Annotated in this window: 27 protein-coding genes and 1 riboswitch; of the genes, 13 read left to right on the forward strand and 14 right to left on the reverse strand. The window is 39.8% G+C overall.

The genetic code is table 11. From position 1 onward, the window contains the following. Positions 1 to 55: 55 nt before the first annotated feature. From K3T81_RS08750 to K3T81_RS08775, 6 genes are all read right to left on the reverse strand, one after another. On the reverse strand, positions 56 to 577 hold the full coding sequence (locus tag K3T81_RS08750; RefSeq protein ID WP_238019433.1) for a type 1 glutamine amidotransferase domain-containing protein: 522 nt from the start codon (positions 575 to 577) through the stop codon (positions 56 to 58). Positions 578 to 632: 55 nt separating this feature from the next. Beyond that, on the reverse strand, positions 633 to 1,040 hold the full coding sequence (locus K3T81_RS08755; protein WP_238019435.1) for a DUF3021 domain-containing protein: 408 nt from the start codon (positions 1,038 to 1,040) through the stop codon (positions 633 to 635). 2 nt (positions 1,041 to 1,042) lie between these two features. After that, on the reverse strand, positions 1,043 to 1,492 hold the full coding sequence (locus K3T81_RS08760; RefSeq protein WP_238019437.1) for a LytTR family DNA-binding domain-containing protein: 450 nt from the start codon (positions 1,490 to 1,492) through the stop codon (positions 1,043 to 1,045). 24 nt (positions 1,493 to 1,516) lie between these two features. Then, positions 1,517 to 2,263: an ABC transporter permease gene (locus tag K3T81_RS08765; protein WP_238019439.1), complete on the reverse strand. Its 747-nt coding sequence runs from the start codon at positions 2,261 to 2,263 to the stop codon at positions 1,517 to 1,519. Positions 2,264 to 2,290: 27 nt separating this feature from the next. Beyond that, positions 2,291 to 3,184 (reverse strand): ABC transporter ATP-binding protein, encoded by an 894-nt coding sequence (locus tag K3T81_RS08770; RefSeq protein ID WP_238019440.1) that lies wholly within the window; start codon positions 3,182 to 3,184, stop codon positions 2,291 to 2,293. Between the two features lie 274 nt (positions 3,185 to 3,458). Beyond that, positions 3,459 to 3,707: a hypothetical protein gene (locus K3T81_RS08775; protein WP_058949276.1), complete on the reverse strand. Its 249-nt coding sequence runs from the start codon at positions 3,705 to 3,707 to the stop codon at positions 3,459 to 3,461. A 257-nt stretch (positions 3,708 to 3,964) separates the two neighbouring features. Here K3T81_RS08775 and K3T81_RS08780 point away from each other — a divergent pair, with 257 nt between their 5' ends. Further along, entirely contained in the window at positions 3,965 to 5,452 is a 1,488-nt protein-coding gene (locus tag K3T81_RS08780) for a BCCT family transporter (RefSeq protein WP_036577035.1), read from the forward strand. 112 nt (positions 5,453 to 5,564) lie between these two features. Here K3T81_RS08780 and K3T81_RS08785 read toward each other — a convergent pair whose 3' ends face one another. The 5 genes from K3T81_RS08785 to K3T81_RS08805 form a co-directional block, all read right to left on the reverse strand. Further along, the gene (locus K3T81_RS08785; protein WP_238019441.1) at positions 5,565 to 6,104 is read right to left on the reverse strand and encodes a phosphoribosyltransferase family protein; all 540 of its coding nucleotides are present in this window, start codon (positions 6,102 to 6,104) and stop codon (positions 5,565 to 5,567) included. 86 nt (positions 6,105 to 6,190) lie between these two features. Continuing rightward, on the reverse strand, positions 6,191 to 7,255 hold the full coding sequence (locus K3T81_RS08790; RefSeq protein WP_106895599.1) for a guanine permease: 1,065 nt from the start codon (positions 7,253 to 7,255) through the stop codon (positions 6,191 to 6,193). 83 nt (positions 7,256 to 7,338) lie between these two features. Then, positions 7,339 to 7,440, reverse strand: a riboswitch (purine riboswitch). A 131-nt stretch (positions 7,441 to 7,571) separates the two neighbouring features. After that, the gene (locus K3T81_RS08795) at positions 7,572 to 8,018 is read right to left on the reverse strand and encodes a YueI family protein (RefSeq protein WP_238019442.1); all 447 of its coding nucleotides are present in this window, start codon (positions 8,016 to 8,018) and stop codon (positions 7,572 to 7,574) included. Positions 8,019 to 8,147: 129 nt separating this feature from the next. After that, on the reverse strand, positions 8,148 to 8,321 hold the full coding sequence (locus K3T81_RS08800) for a YfhD family protein (RefSeq protein ID WP_081779436.1): 174 nt from the start codon (positions 8,319 to 8,321) through the stop codon (positions 8,148 to 8,150). A 252-nt stretch (positions 8,322 to 8,573) separates the two neighbouring features. Beyond that, on the reverse strand, positions 8,574 to 9,374 hold the full coding sequence (locus K3T81_RS08805; RefSeq protein WP_058949280.1) for a TIGR00266 family protein: 801 nt from the start codon (positions 9,372 to 9,374) through the stop codon (positions 8,574 to 8,576). 194 nt (positions 9,375 to 9,568) lie between these two features. Between K3T81_RS08805 and K3T81_RS08810 the strand changes: the two genes are divergently transcribed. From K3T81_RS08810 to K3T81_RS08825, 4 genes are all read left to right on the forward strand, one after another. Then, positions 9,569 to 9,826 (forward strand): hypothetical protein, encoded by a 258-nt coding sequence (locus K3T81_RS08810; RefSeq protein ID WP_238019443.1) that lies wholly within the window; start codon positions 9,569 to 9,571, stop codon positions 9,824 to 9,826. Positions 9,827 to 9,829: 3 nt separating this feature from the next. Then, the gene (locus K3T81_RS08815; RefSeq protein ID WP_058949282.1) at positions 9,830 to 11,191 is read left to right on the forward strand and encodes a tripartite tricarboxylate transporter permease; all 1,362 of its coding nucleotides are present in this window, start codon (positions 9,830 to 9,832) and stop codon (positions 11,189 to 11,191) included. A gap of 153 nt (positions 11,192 to 11,344) precedes the next feature. After that, positions 11,345 to 12,652 (forward strand): alpha/beta hydrolase family protein, encoded by a 1,308-nt coding sequence (locus tag K3T81_RS08820; RefSeq protein WP_238019444.1) that lies wholly within the window; start codon positions 11,345 to 11,347, stop codon positions 12,650 to 12,652. Positions 12,653 to 12,682: 30 nt separating this feature from the next. Then, complete coding sequence (locus tag K3T81_RS08825; RefSeq protein ID WP_238019445.1) at positions 12,683 to 13,630, forward strand: MBL fold metallo-hydrolase; 948 nt, start codon at positions 12,683 to 12,685, stop codon at positions 13,628 to 13,630. Positions 13,631 to 13,710: 80 nt separating this feature from the next. Here the strand turns inward: K3T81_RS08825 and K3T81_RS08830 are convergent, their stop codons facing one another. Further along, positions 13,711 to 14,475, reverse strand: a complete 765-nt coding sequence (locus K3T81_RS08830; protein ID WP_238019446.1) for an exodeoxyribonuclease III — start codon at positions 14,473 to 14,475, stop codon at positions 13,711 to 13,713. A gap of 336 nt (positions 14,476 to 14,811) precedes the next feature. Here K3T81_RS08830 and K3T81_RS08835 point away from each other — a divergent pair, with 336 nt between their 5' ends. The 4 genes from K3T81_RS08835 to K3T81_RS08850 are packed head-to-tail and all read left to right on the forward strand — an operon-like array spanning position 14,812 to position 17,927. After that, a complete protein-coding gene (locus K3T81_RS08835; RefSeq protein ID WP_238019448.1) occupies positions 14,812 to 15,207 on the forward strand; it encodes a GntR family transcriptional regulator in 396 nt (131 codons plus the stop codon). Continuing rightward, on the forward strand, positions 15,200 to 15,889 hold the full coding sequence (locus K3T81_RS08840) for an ABC transporter ATP-binding protein (protein WP_058949287.1): 690 nt from the start codon (positions 15,200 to 15,202) through the stop codon (positions 15,887 to 15,889). The genes K3T81_RS08835 and K3T81_RS08840 overlap by 8 nt, the downstream gene beginning before the upstream one ends. Continuing rightward, a complete protein-coding gene (locus tag K3T81_RS08845) occupies positions 15,886 to 16,719 on the forward strand; it encodes a hypothetical protein (protein ID WP_058949288.1) in 834 nt (277 codons plus the stop codon). Before K3T81_RS08840 ends, K3T81_RS08845 begins: the two co-directional genes overlap by 4 nt. 17 nt (positions 16,720 to 16,736) lie before the next feature. Beyond that, a complete protein-coding gene (locus tag K3T81_RS08850; protein WP_238019450.1) occupies positions 16,737 to 17,927 on the forward strand; it encodes a hypothetical protein in 1,191 nt (396 codons plus the stop codon). Positions 17,928 to 17,955: 28 nt separating this feature from the next. Here the strand turns inward: K3T81_RS08850 and K3T81_RS08855 are convergent, their stop codons facing one another. Beyond that, positions 17,956 to 18,282: a thioredoxin family protein gene (locus K3T81_RS08855; protein ID WP_249226119.1), complete on the reverse strand. Its 327-nt coding sequence runs from the start codon at positions 18,280 to 18,282 to the stop codon at positions 17,956 to 17,958. Positions 18,283 to 18,391: 109 nt separating this feature from the next. Here K3T81_RS08855 and K3T81_RS08860 point away from each other — a divergent pair, with 109 nt between their 5' ends. After that, on the forward strand, positions 18,392 to 18,592 hold the full coding sequence (locus K3T81_RS08860; protein ID WP_238019454.1) for a hypothetical protein: 201 nt from the start codon (positions 18,392 to 18,394) through the stop codon (positions 18,590 to 18,592). An 82-nt stretch (positions 18,593 to 18,674) separates the two neighbouring features. Here K3T81_RS08860 and K3T81_RS08865 read toward each other — a convergent pair whose 3' ends face one another. Continuing rightward, entirely contained in the window at positions 18,675 to 19,250 is a 576-nt protein-coding gene (locus tag K3T81_RS08865) for a CotY/CotZ family spore coat protein (protein ID WP_238019455.1), read from the reverse strand. Between the two features lie 427 nt (positions 19,251 to 19,677). Between K3T81_RS08865 and K3T81_RS08870 the strand changes: the two genes are divergently transcribed. The 3 genes from K3T81_RS08870 (at position 19,678) to K3T81_RS08880 (ending at position 21,762) form a co-directional block, all read left to right on the forward strand. After that, the gene (locus K3T81_RS08870; RefSeq protein WP_238019456.1) at positions 19,678 to 20,475 is read left to right on the forward strand and encodes a hypothetical protein; all 798 of its coding nucleotides are present in this window, start codon (positions 19,678 to 19,680) and stop codon (positions 20,473 to 20,475) included. 164 nt (positions 20,476 to 20,639) lie between these two features. Next, on the forward strand, positions 20,640 to 21,500 hold the full coding sequence (locus tag K3T81_RS08875) for an AraC family transcriptional regulator (RefSeq protein ID WP_238019457.1): 861 nt from the start codon (positions 20,640 to 20,642) through the stop codon (positions 21,498 to 21,500). A gap of 67 nt (positions 21,501 to 21,567) precedes the next feature. Continuing rightward, the gene (locus K3T81_RS08880; RefSeq protein WP_058949296.1) at positions 21,568 to 21,762 is read left to right on the forward strand and encodes an SHOCT domain-containing protein; all 195 of its coding nucleotides are present in this window, start codon (positions 21,568 to 21,570) and stop codon (positions 21,760 to 21,762) included. The last annotated feature ends 55 nt before the right edge of the window (positions 21,763 to 21,817 follow it).

Raw genomic sequence — 21,817 nt, forward strand, 5'->3', positions numbered from 1 at the left:
AAAGCTCACTAAGAACTCGTGAGCTTCGTGTTTAAGACCGTTAATGGTTTTGTGCTTATTCTGCTAATTTATCAGCGAAAGCTTTTACATATGGAGGTAAGTCAGGTGGACGGCGGCTAGAAATGATGTGTCCATCAGTGACTACTGCTTCGTCACTCCATGTGGCCCCAGCATTCGTCATATCATCTTTAATCCCAGGTGTACTGGTCACGTTCTTTCCTGAAAGTATATTGGCGGAAATAAGAACCCAGCCAGCATGGCAAATTTGTCCAATTGGCTTTTTCGCTTTATCCATTGCAGTTACCATTTCTAGTACCTCAGGATAGCGTCGTAATTTATCCGGTGCCCATCCTCCAGGAACAAGAATAGCGTCGTAATCATCTGCATTTATATCCTCAAAAGAATAGGCAGACTCAGCAGGTACACCATATTTCCCGATATAGGTTTTGCCAGCATCCTTGCCTACTAAATCAACTTGGGCGCCTTCTTCCTGTAGACGCAGAATGGGATACCAAAGCTCCAAGTCTTCAAAATCTTGTTCAACGAGTGCAATAACTTTTTTGTTTTGTAGTCGCATTTGTTTCCCTCCATTCTACTTAAGTGTAACAAAGATTAGTCTGCTTATCGATTTATTACTTTTTATTTAGATGCTCATTCATGGAGCTTTCCACTTTTTTATAATACGAGTAGTAACCAAACCACACAAAAGAATAGATGGTGACAAAGATAATAAAGCTCAGCAAAGCTGCCAGCCAATTTAATGGCACCCACCCTACAGTAAAAGCAATGATAAAGTAAACGGTTAGAGACAAGCAAAAATGAAAGATGGTTTTCTTTAAATAACTTCCTTCTCCATCACCATAAATATACGAGGACAAACCATAATATATTCCGAGTAACATACTAGCTCCCATGTGCATCCAAATCTCGGATACAGTAGACTCCACGTTGTTCAATTTCATGATCGTCAAGGCAATAAAGGTAAAGATTCCACCGAATGCAATGCCAATCATTGAACGCTTTGTGATTTCAAGAATCATCCCTATTGCCCTCCTTTCATCAACTGGTCCTTTATTGGTTTCACATATTTTCTCGTAATATATTCTTTACTGCCTGATTGAAAGTAGACACATAGATTTCCATTAAAAGATAATTCAAACCGTTCAATCCTACCAAGATTGCCTATAACGGATTTAGAAAAGCGCATAAACTGATAAGGAATTAGTATTTCTTCGATTTCGTATAATTTCATACGAATCTCTAATTCTCGATCTTTAATTACAGCAAAAACCTTTCTTTTCTGTGCATAGATATAGTCAATATCAGGTGGGTTTAGAAGAACGGTTTGCTCCTCGTCCATACCAAATAACCGGCGCTGCTTCCGTTTTTTAATAACGGCAGCTATTTCCTCAAGCTCCTCAGACCATTCCTTTGCTTGAATGGTGACAGAAGTTTCTTCATGATTTTCATCTATATCTATATTCAATCTCATAGTTATCCCCCGATTTCGATTTCTTTACCCCCTTGCCATCTTTAAAAAAGCAGGGTAGCGTAAAATGGCGATCGTAAAGGCGATGAATCCGTAAATGAATAAAATAGAAGCAGGTAACAATATGTCGCTGATTTGCATGGAGCCCTCCATCCCTTGCTGTAATGCTTGGTGGGCCCAATACTGTGGCAAGAATTTACTGAGGGTCTGTATGAAAGATGGCATCATGTCGATTGGCATCCATAGGCCGCTGAGCACGGCACCTCCGAGAGCTATAACTTGCGTCATGGCGATCCCCATATTGTTCGTTTTCACTAGTAGCGAAAGCGCTAATCCAATTCCCGTAACAGTAAAGGTGAGGAGAAGAGAAACAATTAGCAGCGAGAGCGGTTGCTCCAGTGGAATATCATAGACAAGCTTGCCGAACAATAGCAAGACAATAATCTGGACAAACACGATATACATGTAGGGAATCCATTTTCCAAGTAAATATTTATAAGCGGGAAGGGGGGTGCTTGCAATACGTGCTGTCATTCCAAGCTCTCGGTCCTTAATAAAGTTAGCTATCATTGTAATGATAATAAAAAAGACAAACATCACCGTATAACCGGGAACGATCGATAAGATAACTTGTTCTCTCGCAAAGCCTTCTGTTCCGGAAGTGAAAACGGAAATAAATAACACCGTAAACAAAATGGGTAACAGAAGCATCCAAAATAGCAGACCTCTGTCCTGTAGGCTCTTTAACAATTCAAACGATATAATCGAACGCATATAATTCCTCCTATCATTTTAGCATATTTAATCACGCAGTTGACTTCCTGTTAGGGAAAAGAATACATCCTCAAGTCTTGCTTGGCTTAGTTCTAGCTGTTCTGGTTGCACAGCATGTGTTTTACAGTGGTTAATAACGTGCTCCATTGCCAGTAAGGGACTTTCTGTTAGTATGAGATGCCCTTCTTTTTTAGGAGAAATAGTGAAATCTCCGTTTTCTTTGGGAAGACAATTTTCCCCTTTTAGATAGATAGAAGGGATGGCGTATCTCTGTAGCAGTTCATCTACGCGGCCATTCTCCGCTATAGCCCCTTTATCAATAAAGATTGCTTCATCGCAAATTTGCTCTATTTCTTCCATGTAATGACTAGCATAAATAATTGTACAACCATGCTCCTTCAATTTCTCAATCATATTAAAGATATAACGTCTCGATTGTGGATCAATTCCTACTGTCGGCTCATCCATAATAATAAGATCTGGAGTATGCAGCAATGCACAGCCAATGTTCAAACGGCGTTTCATTCCACCTGAATAGGTGCTTATTTTCTGTTTTGCTTTATCAGTCAGACCAATATCCTTTAAAACCGCATTAATTCGCAACTTAAGAGTTTGCCCTTTGAGTCCATAGATTTTTCCGAAAAAAGATAAATTATCCCAGGCTGTAACGGTTTCCTCCAAACAAATTTCCTGTGGTATATAACCGATTAATTCTTTAGATTTAGCTCTAGGAGAGTCCGTGAATGTTAGGCTTCCATCGAAGTCCTGAATAATAGAGGAGATGATCTTTAATAATGTGGTTTTTCCCGCACCATTTGGACCGACCAAACCATAGCACTTTCCTCTAGAAAAGTTTAAAGAAATATCATTTAAAGCCACATTTCTTCCATATTGCTTTTTTACATGATTTAGATTTAACACTGCTCTCACCTTCCTTTATAAACAGTATGGCAAAAAGTGACCAAAGTTGGATGCTTATTTGCGTAACGTGATGGAAATAGTGCATAAGTTATATAAATGGTTGAGCAGCATGTTAGAAAAACTGCATTTGATCATCTTTTAGCAAATGTTTATGTTTTACTTATATTTAGTAGCTCAAAATTTTAGCTGCATCGTTAAGTTTAAATTTCTGCATTCTTAATGTGCAAAATAAAAAAGCCACACCCGATCGTTGTCAGGTATGGCGATTAAAAGCTTACTTTTTATTGTATTCTGCGTACTTAACGTAATTCTGTTCATCCTCAATCAGCCCACATGCCCCGCATTGAATCTTATATTGCGGTCCTTTGTAGTCGATATGGAAGATGTCCGTCTGTTCAGCTGCATACTCCTGCATTACGTCACCAGTAGTGGGATCAAGCTTTACTGGCTTTGCATGCTGTTCAATAATATTAAACCTTGTTCGATTGGTTTTACAGTTTGGACATTGATATGGTTGACTCACTAATCCCACCTCCGTTTCTCTTTTATCATTTAATTATTCGGGATAAAATATTCCAACTGTAATAGGGAATACTACAAAAAAGTGCAAAAATGCTGTGTTTTAAATAATTGAAATAAGGGTATAAAGTTTGCTAGTGTAATATACGAGAAAAAGTCAGCGTTGGGAAGGTATAAAATTTTAGCTAGGAAGAGAAGGCGACGTAGCTAAAATTTGGAAGTACCGAGTATAAAAAATACATACATATAAGAGGTGAAGGGATGAAGAGTGTTTCAAATGTATTCTGGTATGCACTAGCTATTTGTATCGCGGTAGTAATTTGGGGATCTGTTTCCCCGGGAAAATTAGAGTCACTTACTAGTTCAGTGACGACGTTCATATCTGTGAATTTTGGGTGGTATTATTTATTAATTGTTATGCTCATGCTGATATTCTGTGTTTATCTAATATTTTCGAAATACGGTAAGGTGAAACTTGGGAAGGAAAAAGATAAGCCAGAATTCAGTTTGCCATCTTGGTTTGCAATGTTATTTAGTGCTGGTATGGGTATGGGTCTTGTGTTCTGGACAACTGCAGAACCAATTTCGCATGCGTTTCTTACCACACCCGGCGCAGAACCTGGTACCGAGCAGGCAATTAAGGATGGCTTAAAATACTCCTTCTTCCACTGGGGTGTTCATGCCTGGGCGGTATATGGAATCGTGGCTCTTGTACTAGCCTACTTTAAATTTCATCGAGATTCTCCAGGGCTTATCAGTGCTACGCTTGTTCCGCTTTTTGGAGAAAAAGCAATGGAAGGAATAGCTGGAAAGCTTATTGATACACTTGCTGTAGTGGCAACAGTAATTGGGGTAGCAGCTACACTTGGTTTTGGATCAGGGCAAATTACTGGCGGACTATCTTTCCTATTTGGAACACCGAATACATTTAGTGTGCAAATTATTGTATTGATCGTTGCTACCATCCTCTTTATTGTGTCTGCTTGGTCGGGAATTGGTAGAGGAATAAAATATTTAAGTAATATTAACATGGGACTTGCTTTTGTTCTATTACTTATCTTATTTATTGTTGGACCAACACTTTACATACTAAACATGTTTACTAACACATTAGGTAATTATATTTCTGATTTTTTCGATATGAGTTTACGACTTGCTCCATTAGATAATGACAATAGAGGCTGGATTAATGCATGGACCATTTTCTATTGGGCATGGTGGGTGTCATGGGCACCATTCGTAGGTATTTTTATTGCGAGAATATCAAAAGGTAGAACCGTAAAAGAATTTATGCTTGGCGTCTTGCTAGTCCCAGCACTTGTTTGCTTTATTTTCTTTGCAGTGTTTGGAGTTTCGGCATTAAACCTCGAACAAAACGGAATCGCAGAAATTTCTGCGTTGTCCCTTGAAACCTCTACTTTTGGGGTATTGGCGGAGTATCCACTTGGTACATTAATGTCGATTATAACGCTTTTTGTTGTCGCGATATTCTTTATCACCTCTGCTGATTCTGCAACATTTGTTTTAGGGATGTTAAGCACAAACGGACTGTTGAATCCTGCTAATTCGGTTAAAATAATGTGGGGACTGATGCAATCAGCAGTTGCCGCGATTATTGTATATTTCGGAGGTACACAAGGATTGCAAAATATGCTTATCATCGCAGCACTCCCATTTTCCATTGTTATCCTACTTATGGGTGCATCCTTCTTCAAAGCAGCGCATTCAGAATTTAAGCCTAGGAAATAAAGTAACGTGTTTAAAAACCCTCTTATGGAAATGGATAACCATCCGTTTTAGGCATAAGAGGGTTTTTGAATTAAATGGAGTTGTCTTCTTTCTTATCTTTAAAAGTTAAGATTTACTTTACAAACAATGGTAACTTTTCTAGGAAGATAATATCATCTCGATCTGCAGCGTCTCCTTCTGCCAAAATGGCAGCTCGTGCTTTCACTTCGGCCCCTGCTTTACGCACAAGCTCTTCTAAAGCTTTCATCGATTCACCTGTACTAATAACATCATCAATCAGGGCGACGCGTTTTCCATCAAGCTTCTCTGCATCCTTCCGATCTAAACAGAGAGTTTGTTCTTTCTGTGTCGTAATGGAAACCACTTTATGTACAAAAGGGTCTTGCATATAAGGCTTCGTGCTTTTTCTTGCAACAACATAGCTGTCCATGCCCAGATTCTTAGACAACTCATATACAAAAGGGATTCCCTTCGCTTCTGCAGTGACCAGGACATCTACCTCAGGTAGCCTTTTAGCTAATAGGGGGGAAGCAGCAGATGTTAATGTTGTATCACCAAGGATAACAAAGCTGGCAATACTGAGATTGTCAGTAATCTTAATTATCGGAAGAGTCCTTGTTAAACCAGCTACATTCAGGTTATATGTTTTCATAATGTACCACCTTTTCTATTGGTAAGAAATATAAAGCAATGGGTGCAATAGATAGTATTTATAGGTAATAAGTTTAAACAGCGCCCTTAAAAAATTCCCAATAATAATTGCATGAGGACACCAGCAAGCATGCCTAGGAATGGGTCAGAAATTGCGGTAACAACCATTGTGACACCGGCAATCCATGTAGCTCCTCCGCTTTCGGCAGTTAGAGCGGCAGCGGCGTTATCTGGCAGTGTAACAATTGCACCTAGCACAAATAGAAATCCAACAATAGATGCACTTGGTACATACTTTCCTATTTTCGGGAGTAGTTTCACAAATAGAATTATCGCCATAAGGAACATCATAATTACACCAGCCCATACCGCGTGAGGTGCGCTAGCTGTTGCAGAAATGACAACTTCCACGGGGCCACCACCAAATAGGGCTGAACCCATGTCTGCCAGACTGCTAATAATTGTAATGGTATCCACATTAACCTCCGTGGATGCAATGTCCCCGTTTATTTTCCCGAATGCTATATTAGCTCCAATATTAAGACAAACCATTGCCAATGCTCCGCGAATAACCATAGGATTGAGAATGAGTTTCTGGAGGACAAGCTTTTCTTTTGGCGCATTATCTTTTATCACGTGTTCTCCCTTTTTCGCAAAATAATAGATAATACTGGAAAGAATAACTGAGATTGTAATGGTATAGACTAAGTCATTGGTAGCTACATAAACAATTAGTGCACTGGCAAAAGAAGAGATGCCGACAAGACGGTCGTTTCTTGCCATATCCCAAGCTACCTTTGCAAGCATGATTCCAACACCAGCCATCATCCCGTTTGTAATAACAGGGCCAATCCAATCGATAATTCTTTCTAGCAGGCCAAATAAACCGATAATCAGCATAATCAGTGCCCCGAAGAATATCATAGAGATGCGTTCTCTTAGATTTTTTCCCAAAGTACCGGCGAGGGTGATCGTTTCTGCCTGATACGAGATAACTGCAACATTACTTGTCACAGCATTTCCAAATGCACCAATGACAAATGCAATAGCCGTTGGTACAGAGGCGAAGCCAAACGTGAGAGCTAGCAATCCTTGTGGCAGGGCATTTAATACCCCACTAATTGCTGCTAAAAGATCCTTCAGTATTTCCATGTTGATTTCTCCTTTTCCCCCCAGAAAATGGAATGGTGAACAAAAAAAGAAAAAACCGGTCACGAATGAACGGTTTTTTCCCACATGAAAGCTACACCGTCCATAGAGAAGTGGTTTACGGTCACTTCGTAGAGACTCCCGAACCATATTATCGGGAATATATGGGGTTTGTTTTTATTTTGTATTTACGAACGTTAAAATGATTATAGTACAAAAGATTCAGTTTTGAAACACATTTCGACAAAACAATGCAAATTTATTCGCAGGTTATAACAGAAAACCAATATTAAAAGGCTTCCAGTTGTGGAAGCCTTTTTCAGTCCAAGAATATTCTTTTGATTTTTGAAAGGAACGTGGTTTCTTGTTCCTCCTTTTCCTGTGATTGTTCTTCTGGTTCGTCTTCAATAAAAATTTGTTCCTTATCAATAGCGTAATCATACGTTAGCACGGCACCAATTTCCGTGTCGCTTTCTTCGTTCGTGATGGTAGTATAGGTAATATTATATTTTTTAGCTAAATCCTTTTCTTCCTTTAAAAATCGGTAAGATACCTGACCATTAATGAGCAATGTGGTGTTAGGATTTTCCTTCATTGCTTCCTCTAGTTTTTCTACACCCTTATCTGTCATCACTTGACCTATTGTCAAGGCAATTACAATTCGCTCTCTTAAGGTACCAAGAAACTGTTTTCGTTCAGCATCCTTAGGAAGTCGAGTACCATACATGCCTTCTGTCAGATAGTCGTCTACATTTTTGTTTGCCACCTACGATACCTCGCTTTCTATGACTATATTCTACACCTCTAAATAGGCCAGGTAAAGAATCTCGGTAGGATCTTTCAGCCTGTAAATGCATAAAGGATGCAGGTAAACGTCTCCCTGCATCCTTTATGTTTATTTCTTTCTTGCGCGGTGGTCTGCTGCTTTGCTTCTTGCTTGTGCCTCTAAATCTTCTTTATCTGCAAGTTCTTTGGAGAATTCGATGTCCAACCCATCAGAATCCTTTAGATTCTTAGGTGTTTGCGCAAGAAAGTTATTTTTGGAATTCCTATGTTCATCTCTACCCATGATTGTCACCTCACTTTAGGAGACTTACAACGTTAGTATGTGCAAGGAGGAGAATCATCTGCATGGGAATTTTTATCATGTAATAGCTGGCAATATGTATTACAGTTGAATCATAGCAGGCGAAGATAAACAGGAGGTGTGAGGCAGGTGAGGCCGAATTTATCAGGAGAGTTGCTCGATACTTTCAAGGTCAAACACGTAGTTCATGCAAACAGTGGGATTAAACCGAACCCCACTGTTTGAAGTTTCCTTTTATCTGTTTCTGTCACCGCCGAGGATGTCAAATAAGCCTCCGGCAATGCTTCCTTCACCTTTTGAGCCGCCTCTTTCTGGCGCTGCGGCAAATATCCGACTAGCCAATCTGCTGAATGGAAGGGATTGAACCCACACAGTACCAGGACCTCTTAATGTAGCAAAGAATAGACCTTCTCCTCCGAATAGGGCTGTTTTAACTCCACCAACGTACTCAATATTGTAGTCAATATTGCCGGTCATTGCCACGAGACATCCCGTATCAACGCGAATTGACTCACCTGCTGTTAACTCTCTTTTATGAATGGTCCCCCCAGCATGGACAAATGCCAACCCATCGCCTTCGAGCTTTTGCATAATAAATCCTTCTCCGCCAAAGAATCCAGCACCGACCTTCTTCTGAAATTCAATTCCTACAGTTACCCCTTTTGCTGCCGCTAAAAACGCATCCTTCTGACAAATAAGCTTTCCGTCTAATTCGCTTAAGTCCATCGGGATAATTTTTCCTGGATAGGGAGAAGCGAAAGATACATGGCTTTTTCCTGTTCCTTCGTTTGTGAATGTAGTCATAAATAAACTTTCACCTGTTATAACCCGTTTTCCTGCACCTAGCAATTTCCCCATCAAGCCACTTTGTTGGCTGGATGATCCATCACCAAAAATTGTTTCCATTTTAATTGGATCATCCATCATCATAAGGCTTCCGGCTTCAGCAATAACGGTTTCTTGTGGGTCAAGCTCAACCTCCACAAATTGCATATCGTCTCCATGGAGCTTGTAGTCAATCTCATGATTATTCATCGTGAACTTCAACCCTTTCTTAATTTGGTGTTTATAATACGTTTAAGCAACTTAAATGGATTCGAAATAATAAAATTACGTATACCAACAGCGGCCAATTCTTCCTTATTTATACAACGTACCCTTGTACTTCATTTAAAGCAGGCTACCATGTATAATGAGAAATCATACGTCTTTTAAAGGAGTAGTAAGAAATGAATAAGAAGCAGATCCGTCCTCAGGATGGTGAGAACAATATTGAAGTGTGGGAAGACCTTGTCCATATTAAGGACCTGGTACTAAGCATTGTTATATGTACAGTCATAACACTAGGTGCTTATTTGATTGCACCAAATGAACCTCCTAAACCATTAATAAATGGGCTGATTGGTGCTGTAATAGGTTTTGTGATCAGCAGCATCGTTATTAAACCAAAGCGTACACTACGTTTTGCAGAGGAAAGGGAGGAGTAGCATATGGAACTGACACTTATCCTAGAAATGATTACTGCCTCCGTTATAGGTGCTGTATTGTATACCATTATCGGGATTGCACCAGGAACAGATGAGACAGCAGTTCTAGCACCTGTCACATTGGTTCTTGTATTGTCGGGGTTTGAGCCTATCGTTATTTTAGCCTTTTTTATTTCTGCTATCGTTGCCAAAAAGCTTACCGATTCTATACCGGTTGCCATCGCAGGAATTCCTGGTGGCGTGATGTCAGCACCTATGGTGGAACATGCCATGGTGCTCAAAAAGCATGGCATGCCTGAAGTGAGTATTCGGAAAATGGCTTCAGGTTCTGTTATTGGAACATTTATTGCCGTACCTATGAGCTTGCTTTTAGCAAACTTAATTATCCCACTAGCGGATGTTATTACCCAGTATTCCAATCAAATATTTCTTGGTGGTGCTATCTTCCTTGCCCTTATGTCAAAAAATCGCTGGGTATCCTTACTTTCTATTATTCCGTTTGCCTTTTTAATTCAGGGATTAAGAATTGCTTATTGGGAAACAGGGATTGTGCCAGAGGACGTTACCGTATTTACTTCTTTTTTCCTTGGTATTACGATCGGGCCTGTGATTTTAAAGCTTGCTGAACTTTTGAGTGGTAAGGTGAGAAGACAGCTCCCGCGTTATGGATTAAAAGAAATCGTCCTCAAAAAGACAAAAACTGAAAAGGGATTTCCGAATCCATTTAAGATTTTAGACCGAAAAGAAATAGGCACAACATCCTTTTCGTCTATTTTGGGTGTCTTAACATTTTTTATGAGTCCAGTTGGAATGACTATATTCCTTGGAGAAACACTAACAAGTAGAATCAAGGATCCAGTTAAAAAGGCAACACGTGCAATCTCCAGTATGGATGGTTTAACGAATGCAGCGTATATATCCGGGACACTTATCCCGCTCATTGCGATTGGGTTACCACTGTCACCAACTGCAATTGGACCAGGTGGAGCGTTATTTAATGCCCCGCCCGTATTCACGCCGGAAAATAATATCCACCACATGTTATCAACAGGGGACTTTATTGTGGCTACGGTAATTGGCGCTTTCGTTGCAATTACCATCACGTTTTATGTAACAATTAAATATGCTCAACAAATCTGTGCCTTTGTGTTTCGTTATGTTCCACATGAGGCAATGTTAGGTCTGTTTTTTGGACTTGTGATTATGCTTGCATTTATGGATGCAGGTATTGTAAATGTGGCAGGTGTGCTTGTTGTAGCCCTTGTTGCAGGATTTCTTCATCGCAGAGGAGTGAATTATGGGGTGCAATTTATGACCTTATATGCAGCGCCGTGGCTTATCTCTGTGTTTATACCAGGCCTGTAATGGACGCCAAAGAAACAAGTAATAAGACCATTCGCTGAATTATATTAGGTAAGAAACACTCTTCCGCTAGCTGGCGGAGTGTTTTTATATGGTGAAAAGTTTCTGGGGAACTTTTTTAAAATGCAGTCGTACTACTTAAAAAAGGGAGGGGTATTGCTTGCAGTTTCGTACAGTTGGGTATTTTTTGCTGCTATTAATTCTCCTTGTAGCATCGCACCAGAGGAAGGAGAAGAGAGGGATGAAGCGATGTCGCTAAAAGGAAAATGGAACGGAGAGATAAACATACCTAATCAGCCTTTAGCTATCGAAATTAATTTGGAAGACGAGCAAAGCGGAACAATCAGTATTCCAATACAAGGGGTTACGGATTATCCGCTGTCCACGGTTGAGTTGACAAAAGAGCAAAACGTAATTATCACGATGAAGCTACAAGGTCAGCTGCTAACTTTTGAAGGCAAGGTGAAAGGAGAAGAGATGACAGGAACGTTTACGCAGAATGGACAGCAGTTTCCATTTGACCTTGTAAAAGGGGAGAAGAAAGAAAAATCCGAGGATGAGGAAGAAGGAGAATTCTTGAGCATCAATACAGATAATGGAATATTGTATGGAGAATTGGAGACCCCGACATCAGCTGGTTCATACCCTGTTATGCTAATCATTCCCGGCTCTGGGCCAACAGACCGTAACGGGAACTCACCAGCGTTTCCGGGAAAAAACGACAGCCTCAAGCTACTTGCAGAGGAGCTTGCTGAAAGCGGCATTGCGAGTGTCCGCTATGACAAACGTGGTGCAGGTAAGAATCAACAGGCGGTTATAGAGGAAGCATCAACAAGATACGATCACTTTGTACAGGACGCACAAGGGTGGTTAGACCTATTGGCTAATGATTCATCTTATACTAAAATTGGGATTATCGGACATAGTCAAGGTTCTTTAACAGGGGTTTTGGCAGCGCAAACATCATCGGTTGATGCCCTTATATCCCTTGCTGGAGCTGGGCGTTCCATGGATGAAGTGCTTTATGATCAGCTCGAGGAGCAAATTTCCGGCGATCTACTTGAGGAAAGTAAGGCAATTATAGAAGAATTAATAGAGGGAAAAACTTCCCAAAATGTGTCAGATGAACTTCAATCTGTTTTTAGACCAGCTATCCAACCATTTCTCGCATCTTGGATGAAATACACACCTGCAGATGAACTAGCAAAATTATCAATACCGACACTAATCATCCAAGGGGAACATGATCTCCAGGTAAAGCAACAGGAAGCTGCAATTTCACAAGAAGCAAAACCAGATGCTGAAATGGTAACGATTGATAAAATGAACCATGTTCTTAAGGAAGCGCCTGCCGAGCGGAGAGAGAATATCCAAACCTATGGTGACCCAGCATTACCAATTGCACCAGGGTTAATGGAAGAGATAATGGGTTTTCTAAAGGGCCATCAGTTCATAAGTGAATAAGTGTAAATAAGGAAACAGGGGGAGATGAAAATGCAGGATAAAAGACCATTGAAACTTGATAACCGTATCTATTTAATTGATGGGTTTGACCTTGGTGTAGCAGAACGTACAGGTTCCTACGTCATAGCAGAAGAAAAGCTGACCATTGTCGAAACTGGGCCAAGTCCATCTGTAAAACATATTAAAAAAGGGCTAGAGTACCTTGGCTATCAGTTAACAGATGTGGCGTACATTGTGTTGACACATATTCATTTAGACCATGCAGGTGGAGCTGGATTATTGATTAGAGATTGTCCAAATGCCAAAATAGTCGTTCATCCAAAAGGAGAGAGGCATTTAATTAACCCTAAAAGATTAGCTGCCGGTGCAAGAGCGGTATACGGAGAGAGTTTCGCGGAACTATTTGATCCAATTGTACCAATAGAAGCAGATCGCCTGCTTGTAAAAACAGAAGAAGATCGATTAGAAATTGGCCCGGATTGCGTGCTGGAATTTTGGGATACCCCAGGGCATGCAAAGCATCACCTCGCTATTTATGATCCAATTAGTAATGGAATCTTTGCGGGGGACACCGCTGGTATCCGTTATCAGCAGTTGGCTAATCGCGAAGTCGACTTTTTCTTGCCCTCCACTTCTCCAAATCAGTTTGAACCGAACAAGATGGAGGAATCTATTCAGCGAATGCAGGTAAAAAAGCTTGATCGGATATACTTTGGGCATTACAATATGACGGAAAAAACGGAGCTTGCCCTACAACAAGTATTGGAATGGCTGGAGATCTTCATGGAAGAAGGAGAGCAGGTTGTGGCAGAAGGGAAGGGATATGATACCCTTGCAGAGCGACTCCTTGCTAAAGTACAGACTGCCTTACGCTTAAAAGGAGTTCCAGATGACGACGAAGTATATATTATAATTAATCTAGACCTACAAGTAAGCGCACTAGGAATTATTGATTACTTTAAAAATTTAAAGCAATAAAATGGATAAAGGAAAGCCGAGTGGATCGATTAAAAAATCAAATCTTCTCGGCTTTTCTAACACTATATAGCTTTTCACTTTTATGAATTTGGCTGTTCCATTTCTAGCATGATGGGGCAATGGTCACTACCTAGTCTGTCGGGATGCGCTTCAGAACGAAGGAGGTACTCTTTTAGTCGATTTGAGACGATGAAATAATCGATCCGCCAGCCGACATTTCTTTCCCGAATGGTTTTCATATAGGACCACCATGTATAAATCCCTTCCGTTTCTGGATGAAAATAACGTAAGCTATCGGTGAAACCACTATCGAGAAGACGACTCATCTTTCCCCGCTCTTCCGTTGTAAATCCGGAGTTGCCATGATTTGTTTTGTGGTTACGTAGGTCGACCTCCTGGTGCGCAACATTCAGATCACCGCAATATACAACAGGCTTTTCCGCATCGAGTGCTTTTAAATAAGCAAAAAGCACGTCTTCCCATTCTAACCGGTAATCGAGACGGGTGAGATCTCGTTTAGAATTTGGTGTATAGACATTTACTAAATAAAATGTCTCATACTCTAGTGTAATGATTCGTCCTTCTTCTTCTGTTTCACAATCTCCTACACCATATTTAACCTGCAGTGGCTTTTCTTTGGTGAAGACAGCTGTGCCAGAATAGCCTTTCCTCTCAGCATAATTCCAGTATTGATAATAGCCTTCAAGATCTAGATCAAGCTGCCCTTCTTGAAGCTTAATCTCCTGTAAACAAAAGATATCTGCATCCACCTCTTTAAAATAATCCATAAAGCCTTTTTTAACACAGGCACGAATGCCATTCACATTCCAAGATACAAGTTTCATAGAATCTATTTAAACTCCTTTTTAAGTAGGTATAAGATGTACGCAAGTGTCTAGCTGAGCGCCAGAAATTAGAAGATTTCCTGGAGCGCTGTAAGAGCTTTTCTTACTATTGGTATTTCATTATTTTAACATAGAACAGATAACACTGTAGGGGGTTACGAATAGATGGGTTTTTAAAAGATTAAAAACTCCTCTTGACTTCTTAAGTGTATTAAACATATAATACACTTATCAAGCGTATTAATACATTAATACAGGTGTTTTTTTGCGACTAGTGTATTATGCGCGTAATACACTTTGGGAAAGAGTGAAGAAAGCCGAATAGGAGCTGCTGCTATGATAGTGAAATTTAACAACAGAGATCCTGTTTACGTACAGGTCGTTCGCCATTTTAAAGAGCAAATTGCTAGAGGTATGCTCGAGCCTGGTCAAGAGGTCTCTTCTAGAAGAGAGTTGGCGAGCCAGTTAAAAATAAATCCAAATACCGTCCAACGGGCATATAAGGAAATGGAGGAACAGGGATTGATTTATACGGAGAAAAACTCGCCTAGTAAAATTACGAGAGATGAAGATGTACTTCATCGTGTAAGAGAAGAACTTATCTTAGAGGCAGTGGATACATTTGTCACATCAGTTCGTTCCATCAATGTCCCTGTAGATGAGCTTTTAGAATTAGTCAAGGAGAAGTATGACCACCAAAGTGATGAAGAAGGAGGAAGCGCACATGATTGAAGTGAAGGATATTAAAAAGAAATTTGGCAGGAAGCAAGTCTTAAACGGCGTTTCCTTTACTGCAAACAAGGGAGAAATCACCTGTCTAATTGGGATAAATGGGGTAGGAAAAACCACGATCCTAAATGCAATTATGGCATTAACTCCAGTTAACAGTGGAGAAATTCTTCTTGATGGTCAAAAGGTGACCAAACAAAGCTTTGAAAAGATAACTTTTATTCCAGATGCTATTACAATGATCCCACAAATGACGATCGCTGAAGCAATGGAATTTATGGACGATTATTATGATTCCTGGAATCAAAATAGAGCCACAGAGCTATTAGGATTCTTTAAGCTTAAACAAGAGGATAAGATATCCAGCCTGTCAAAAGGGAATACCGCCAAAGTGAATTTACTACTTGGCCTGGCACTCGACGTTGATTATATCCTAATGGATGAACCATTTTCTGGAATTGATATTTTTAGCAGGGAGCAAATTGCTGATGTATTCACAAGTCACTTAATTGAAGGGCGAGGCGTCATTATTACCACGCATGAAATTAGTGATATTGAACATCTGATTGATAAAGTGGTCCTTCTTGATGAAGGAATTGTACTTAAAGAGTTTAATAGTGAAGAAGTTCGCGAATCAGAAGGGAAGTCGGTTGTGGACGTGATGAGAGAGGTGTATAAAGCATGATGCGCTATTTCAAGCTAGTTAATTTTGAACTTGGTCGGTTTTTCAAATTATATGGTGTAATAATTGGTATAACGATTTTATCCCAGCTAGTGGGACTGTGGGTGGTTTCTAACAGTTATATGGAACGTGCGAATTATGCCATGTTCGAAGAGAACCTTTCACCAGCACAATTCGTAAGTGACAATGGTGAAATGAGTCTATTGGTATTAACAAGAACATTGTGGTTCCTTGGACCAATAGCGCTAGGAGCGATTGCATTACTCTTCAATATCTTTTTTGTCTGGTATCGAGACTGGTTTGGCAAAAACACTTTTATTTATCGCTTGCTGATGCTTCCAACCGCAAGAATTAATGTTTATTTGGCAAAGGCAACCTCCATCCTTTTAATGGTACTTGGGCTAGTGGCAATTCAGATCGTGTTGTTGCCGGTAGAGAGTGTGCTTTTAAAATGGCTGGTTACAAGGGATTTCCGACTTGATTTAGCGCCTGCAGAGGTAGTGTCTGGCTTTCGTGAGTTAATGATTATTTTGCCGGCTGGAATTATTGATTTTATTCTGGCTTATGGAGCAGGTATAATGGTGATTTTTATACTATTTACTGCCATACTATTTGAACGGAGCTATCGTATAAAAGGTATTGTTTTCGGTGCAATTTATGTTGCATTAGCAACTGGCATTTTCCTTTCTCCTATTATACTAGAAGGGATTATAGGTACAAATTATTTATATCCAATGGAATTACTTGTTCTTGAGATTATTCTTGGGTTAATTGTATCGGCAGCCTCGATCTGGGTAGCAAATTATTTATTGACTAAGCGTATTACGGTGTAGGGAAGGATGGGAAGAAAATGAAAAAGTATTGGAAACTGTTGTCGATTACCACCATTGCTGTTTTAGCTATTGGCACGTTTTATATTCAAAAGGCAATCGCAAATGAAAACTCTCTGGAACTAGCCTTAGACACAGTCAGTGGTGAAGTGGCGGAATTAAAGGGAATGGAGATATCAGGAGGATATTTCGACAACTATTGGAATAAAAGGTTTACCATTACAGCAGGGGAGCTAGAATTTGATAATAATGACTCCTTTATTGGGAGCCTTGAAAGGTTTTATCAACCGAAAATAAATCAATTAATAAATGATCATCGAAGTTTTATGCGAGGGAAAAACTCTGACTTAGCAGGGTTTTATGAGGATGAACAGTTACTTGCTTATGCGAATGTTGATTCAAAATGGGATGGACAGAGCAGGTATAAAGACCACAATTTTGAAATAGATGTTTTGCAAAAGGGAGAAAATGAACGGATCACTTTTGAACAGAAAGTGCCAAATCAGCAAGATTATCGTTACATGTATGTAATGGATGTACAGGTCCAGGATGGACAGTTGAGCATTTTTACAAGAAATGAAGGAAATACAGATGCTCCTACAGAATTTCGTGTGTATCGCTTTGATTTAGCGAGTGAGAAGTTAATTAGTGAGGATAGTTTAATGATTCTAGATGGAATGAACAGTAAAAAATGGCATGAAGGTAACTTAGTGACAACCAGTACAGAAACAGAGCCAACAGAGAATGTCGTTTTCGCTAAAACAGAAATGGAAGAAGTAGAAACAGAATATGAAGAATACATGGTGGAAGAGAAGGGGACAGAATATGTTGCCTATAACCTATCTACTATGGAAAAAACAGAACTGGATATTCCTGCAGATTTAAGTACTGATTCGTTTAATGAGCTTATACTCGGCTCGACGATATACTTTATCCAACGCACAGAGCAAGGGTTAACGGTCATAAGCTACAATCTAGAGAACGAGCAAGAGAATGAATTAAATGTAGATTTTCCTTCCACAGACCAAGGTAATATGATAGTGAATGGAAAGGGAGACCGTCTATATATTGTGGGTGGAGATAGTAAAGAACTGCCTATTACGATAGTGGACGTAAATACAGGGGAGACTCTATACCAGGGCATCTATAAGAAAAAAGGTGCAAATGGAGTGTATCAACTCTTTTCAATAGACAATATATATATTAAATAATGCAGTGTGGTTGGAAAGCGAGAATTCGCTATCCAACCATATTTTTATATATTTTATTTAGTTTTTCTTCGAATAAATCCATATGCACGATACGAGCCTCCCGTAAGTACTCTTTTCCTTGTACGAATAAGAGAATGACAGGGACAGCGAAGATAGTAAATCGCCCAGCGACATCTGGAACTTCATTTGTTTCTATGTGGGCTGTCTTAATTCGAGGGTAGTCTGCTAGTAGACTTTCTACCTGTGGCAGCAAACCATGGCAAACACTACAGCCTTCCCTTGAAATGTAAAGTAGAGTAAGGTCATAAGCATCTATAAATTTATCAATTTCTTCAAGTGATCGTAAATCTTTCATGGAAATCACCTCTTCCTTTGAATGTCTTAATACTATACCCTTTTGTCACGATGTTTACAGCTTTCTGATCTGAGGAATATATTTAAAAAAGGAAAATGAGGTGATGGATTTGAAGAAAAAAGAAGAACGTTCACCTGAAAATGAAGTGAAGAACCGTAAATCGGAAAAGCGAACAGAGCTTGATTCATTTGAGGATCAGAAATTTGTTGATGATATACCAATGGATGATCTGAATGCAGAGATGGATGAGGAAAAGAAAAAAAAGAAAACGAAAAATACCTCTCAAAGTGAGAAAAAGAATATTAATTAGTCTTCAAAGCATATAAATATAGAAGAGCCAAGCGGTCATTAAACCCGCTTGGCTCTTTTTCAGTCTGTAAAGCATTTTAACATTAATATTCCATGTGATGATGGTTATGAGGTCTTTCTTCTGCAAAAAATTCTTCATGAGGGATCGGGGTAATGGCATCTAAACAGGTGATACCGAGAAACTTTTTAAGATCTAGTGTCAGACAGAGCCCTGTAGCAAGAAAGTCTGTTACAGGTTCATCCTCTGGGAAATATGCACTTACCCTATGTTTATCTTTTGGATAGGGTTGAATCTCGCAGCCATTTGAGATAGGAAGTAGTAATTCTACTTTTACACAGCAATTACTATCCATTGAAAAATGTTTTGCACGTAATACAGGAGTTTCGATGCAGCCGAAAAACGTATCGTTTCTATGATAAGGAGCCTGGAAAATTCCACTTCCTATAAAAGGACTGCCATCATCTTTTGTATATAAAATAAACGGGATAGTGGAGTATTGTGGATCCATACCGTCTCCCTTCTTAAGTTGGCGAATAGAATAATTCCAACCTTCCTCCTGCACCTCCTTTTGAGCCTTTACGATGTTCTGTACAGTATCACAAACACAACCTTTGGATTCCTTAAATTGAAACATATCGCTGTTTCTATAATAGCCCATATTATCTCTCCTTCTGATAATGATGTCACTACTTAATGTATGTTTTCTGCACGTTTTAGCCTGTTTACTCGTCCATTTTCTAGCTAATTGAGTATATAGTCTATAAGATTATTAATTTGTGTGGATAACCTGGTGGATTCGCAGAGCCACTTTCTGTCATTTGGCATAAACATAATATAAATCGATACAGGCCTGTAGAAGATTTGCCCATGATATTACCCCTAGATAGGATACGGGAAAGCTGGCTGATCACCAGCTTTCTTTTCTTTTTTCTTATGCTTTTAATCTACTAAAAATACGCATATGTACGGGTACATCTATCTATTCAAAAATCGATGGCTGACATATATATATAAGCGTAAGGAAGTTTTCCACAGAAATTAGTAGGCAGAAAGCTTCTATAAAATATACAAAGGGAGGATTATTAATGTATAAAAGAAACAATTTTTATAATGCATATAATGACAATCAAAATGATCATCACAGGCATGATGACCGAGACCTAGCACCAAGCAGCAGCTGTGACAGATGCCATAGCGATCATTGTAGCTGTCATGAAAAACCAAGATCCCAAGGTGCTTTAGTGGAGAAGGTTATCTGTTCAAAAGATGCGCATAAAACAGCGGAATTTGCTCTTCCAGCAGCTCTAGGACCGTTTGGAGCAGGAGATGCATTATTGACGGGAATTCTTGGACTTTTAACTGGCCTCATCCCTGGATTGGTAAATATCAGGGTGACGCCAAACTATGCAGGAATTGAGCAGGAAATAACCGTTCTCAAAGACACTGTAGTTAATTTTGGGTTCGTACCAGCAACTATTGATGTTATTGTAGCAGGTGGAGTCGTGGAACTTAGCATTCCGATCAGAGTCTTCTTCCAAGAGCATACGCACTGTCCTGGAGCACGACCTGGTGACGTTGTCTTTGAAACAGACCCTGTTGTCGAAGCACAGCTTATACAGCCGTTAATCGGTACTGATGATGGTGGAACCGTCATTAACTTACTTCTTTTCAAAGCAATCTTGCGCACACACATTACGGTTGTACGTCAAGGAATCGAAAGAGACGGTAAGTTCTGTGATTTGGATACTCACGACAAGCATCGAAACGGTCCTATTCCAATCAATACACCACAAAACCTTATCTCTAACTCATCTGCACTTACTGGGGGCGCACCGGTACCGGCACAAGCCAACCAAGTTAATAACAACAATACAACCTCATAACAATTTTTGCATACAGCTCCGGAGCATGAAGCTTCGGAGTATTTGCATTTAAAAATAGAGCTGATGCTATAATGATGAATAGGAATCTGTCTGTAGTGAGCAGGGAATAACCAGATATCACGCTATATGGGTGCTAAATTGGATAAAAGAAAGGGAGGTAGGGAATGGAAGCATTAAATCGCATGGCTGAAAGTTTAACGTACATAGAGGAGCGTTTAGGTACAGTGCTGAACGTGGAGGAAGCTGCTAAGATTGCCTGCATGTCCAAGTTTCATTATCAACGGATGTTTACGATGCTGACTGGATATACAGTAGGGGAGTATATTCGGAAAAGGCGTCTAACATTGGCGGCCCAGGAGTTACTTCATTCTAATACGAAAGTAATTGATATAGCAATGAAGTATGGGTATGAAACACCAGAATCCTTTTCCAAAGCATTTCGCAAGCTACATGGCCTCAGTCCCTCATCTGTGCGTAAGCATGATCAGCCATTAAAGGCCTTTCCGAAACTCTCTTTTCAAATTCAATTAAAGGGTGATGAAGAAATGGATTACAAGATTGTAGAAAAAGGTGCTTTTTCTGTAATGGGAAAGAGTATCAAGACTTCACTGGTCGATGGCAAAAATAAATTGGAAGTTCCGGCATTCTGGGAAGAGTCCAGAAATAATGGGTTGGACAACGAATTAGCAGTACACGCTGGAGAGATGGGGATTATGGGAATTTGTATGGATTTTGATAAGGAGCAGGAGCAGGTGCGCTATTTTATTGGTGCAGAGAAATCAAACACGGAAGTACCGGATACATGGGAAGAAGGCGTAATTCCGGCAACAACGTGGGCAGTATTTCCTGTGAAAGGACCTATGCCAAAAGCGATACAGCTTGTGTGGGAACGGATCTTCTCAGAATGGTTTCCATCAACAGGATACGAACATGCTGGTGGGCCAGAAATAGAGGCATACCAAAAGGGGGATCCTTACCATGAGGATTATTATAGCGAAATATGGGTCCCGATTGTAAAAAAATAATATACCCACGTTCAATGTGTAAAAAGAGCAGTTACGGGGCAATGTAATAGTGAGAAGGAGGGCTTTTATGCTTGGTTTTTTCACGGAACCTTATGTTCGAATAACTCTTACTATCATTGTTCTCGTTGTCATCTTTATTATTCTTAGTCGTAACAAAAGGCAAAAGGCTACGGATTCGCTTTCTATTTTGCAGGAGCGGTATGAAAAAGGAGAGCTGACCAAAGAGGAATATGAAGAAGCTCTCAAGAGACGTGGGAAATAATGAAGGATGTGCATCGCAACATCCTTCTTTTACCCCCCTAATATCTGTCCCTTAT

It is taken from the genome of Oceanobacillus jordanicus (assembly GCF_022095695.1).
Taxonomy (GTDB): Bacteria; Bacillota; Bacilli; order Bacillales; family Amphibacillaceae; genus Oceanobacillus_B; species Oceanobacillus_B jordanicus.